This is a genomic window from Paracoccus sp. 22332 (assembly GCF_052045125.1).
In the GTDB taxonomy this organism is placed as follows: Bacteria; Pseudomonadota; Alphaproteobacteria; order Rhodobacterales; family Rhodobacteraceae; genus Paracoccus; species Paracoccus haematequi_A.
The window spans coordinates 1-2500 of sequence record NZ_JBQEOI010000011.1 but is presented as its reverse complement, the minus strand read 5'-3'; the positions used below and the strand labels follow the sequence as shown (position 1 = coordinate 2500).

At 55.4% G+C, this 2500-nt stretch carries 2 rRNA genes (1 of these 2 cut by a window edge); both read left to right on the top strand.

Going from position 1 to position 2500, the window contains the following annotated elements:
- Positions 1-2191: ribosomal RNA gene (locus tag ACTJI6_RS13005) — 23S ribosomal RNA — on the top strand (it extends 641 nt beyond the left edge of the window).
- Between the two features lie 86 nt (positions 2192-2277).
- A 5S ribosomal RNA gene (rrf, locus tag ACTJI6_RS13000) occupies positions 2278-2392 on the top strand.
- Positions 2393-2500: the final 108 nt, after the last annotated feature.

Sequence of the window (2500 nt, the reverse complement as noted above, 5' to 3'; positions counted from 1 at the left end):
AGGCGCAGCGAAAGCGAGTCTTAAATGGGCGCTTGAGTCAGACGGATCAGACCCGAAACCGAGTGATCTAGGCATGAGCAGGATGAAGGTTGGGTAACACCAACTGGAGGTCCGAACCCACACCTGTTGAAAAAGGTCGGGATGACTTGTGCCTAGGGGTGAAAGGCCAATCAAACTCGGAGATAGCTGGTTCTCCGCGAAAGCTATTTAGGTAGCGCCTCGGACGAATACCCACGGGGGTAGAGCACTGCATGGATGATGGGGGCCCACAGCCTTACTGAGTCTAAGCAAACTCCGAATACCGTGGAGTACTATCCGGGAGACACACGGCGGGTGCTAACGTCCGTCGTGGAGAGGGAAACAACCCTGACCAACAGCTAAGGCCCCCAATTCGTGGCTAAGTGGGAAAGCATGTGAGACTTCCAAAACAACCAGGAGGTTGGCTTAGAAGCAGCCATCCTTTAAAGATAGCGTAACAGCTCACTGGTCTAATCAAGAGGTCTTGCGGCGAAGATGTAACGGGGCTCAAGCCACGAGCCGAAGCTTTGGATGTGCATTTATGCACGTGGTAGCGGAGCGTTCTGTGATATAGGACGCTGCCTCTTTCGTACCCTCGGGTGCGGCGGAGGCACTGTTCTGACTGTGAAGCCGGGCCGTGAGGCATCCGGTGGAGTGATCAGAAGTGAGAATGTTGACATGAGTAGCGACAAACAGGGTGAGAGACCCTGTCGCCGAAAGTCCAAGGGTTCCTGCTTAAAGCTAATCTGAGCAGGGTAAGCCGGCCCCTAAGGCGAGGCCGAAAGGCGTAGTCGATGGGAACCAGGTTAATATTCCTGGGCCAGGAGATGGTGACGGATCGCAGGTGTTGTGAGGTCTTATCGGATTGACCTTGCAGCTGAGCGGTTCCTGGAAATAGCCCTCCACAAGACCGTACCCGAAACCGACACAGGTGGACTGGTAGAGAATACCAAGGCGCTTGAGAGAACCACATTTAAGGAACTCGGCAAAATACCTCCGTAAGTTCGCGAGAAGGAGGCCCGATTGGTGCGCAAGCATCGGTCGGGGGCACAAACCAGGGGGTGGCGACTGTTTACTAAAAACACAGGGCTCTGCGAAGCCGTAAGGCGACGTATAGGGTCTGACGCCTGCCCGGTGCCGGAAGGTTAAAAGGAGATGTGCAAGCATTGAATTGAAGCCCCGGTAAACGGCGGCCGTAACTATAACGGTCCTAAGGTAGCGAAATTCCTTGTCGGGTAAGTTCCGACCTGCACGAATGGCGTAACGACTTCCCCGCTGTCTCAAATGTGGACTCAGCGAAATTGAATTGTCTGTGAAGATGCAGACTTCCCGCGGTTAGACGGAAAGACCCCATGCACCTTTACTACAACTTCGCACTGGCATCAGGATTGCGATGTGCAGGATAGGCGGTAGGCTTTGAAGCGGGGACGCCAGTTCCCGTGGAGCCATCCTTGAGATACCGCCCTTCGCACTCTTGATGTCTAACCGCGGCCCGTTATCCGGGTCCGGGACCCTGCGTGGTGGGTAGTTTGACTGGGGCGGTCGCCTCCCAAACAGTAACGGAGGCGCGCGAAGGTTGGCTCAGAGCGGTCGGAAATCGCTCGTTGAGTGCAATGGCAGAAGCCAGCCTGACTGCAAGACTGACAAGTCGAGCAGAGTCGAAAGACGGCCATAGTGATCCGGTGGTCCCGAGTGGAAGGGCCATCGCTCAACGGATAAAAGGTACGCTGGGGATAACAGGCTGATGATGCCCAAGAGTCCATATCGACGGCATCGTTTGGCACCTCGATGTCGGCTCATCTCATCCTGGGGCTGGAGCAGGTCCCAAGGGTATGGCTGTTCGCCATTTAAAGAGGTACGTGAGCTGGGTTTAGAACGTCGTGAGACAGTTCGGTCCCTATCTGCCGTGGGTGTTGGAGACTTGAGAGGAGTTGCCCCTAGTACGAGAGGACCGGGGTGAACGTTCCACTGGTGGACCTGTTGTCGTGCCAACGGCAGTGCAGGGTAGCTATGAACGGACAGGATAAACGCTGAAGGCATCTAAGCGTGAAGCCCCCCTCAAAACAAGGTCTCCCTTGAGAGCCGTGGAAGACCACCACGTCGATAGGCCGGAGGTGTAAGTGCAGCAATGCATTCAGCTGACCGGTACTAATGGCTCGATAGGCTTGATTTGATCCAGAAGAAGCAGGACTTCTTCTCGAAAGCATCCTTGGACAACATCATCTGCATCGCAGATGACGCTGATTGCGTCTTTCCTGGTCTGGTGGCCCTAGCGCGAGCAAAACACCCGATCCCATCCCGAACTCGGCCGTTAAGTGCCGCTGCGCCGATGGTACTGCGTCTCAAGACGTGGGAGAGTAGGTCACCGCCAGACCTGGAAAGACGCAAAACATCCCTCTGAAACGATAAAGCCTCCGATCAAGACAACCATGGCGCGGGGTAGAGCAGCCCGGTAGCTCGTCAGGCTCATAACCTGAAGGTC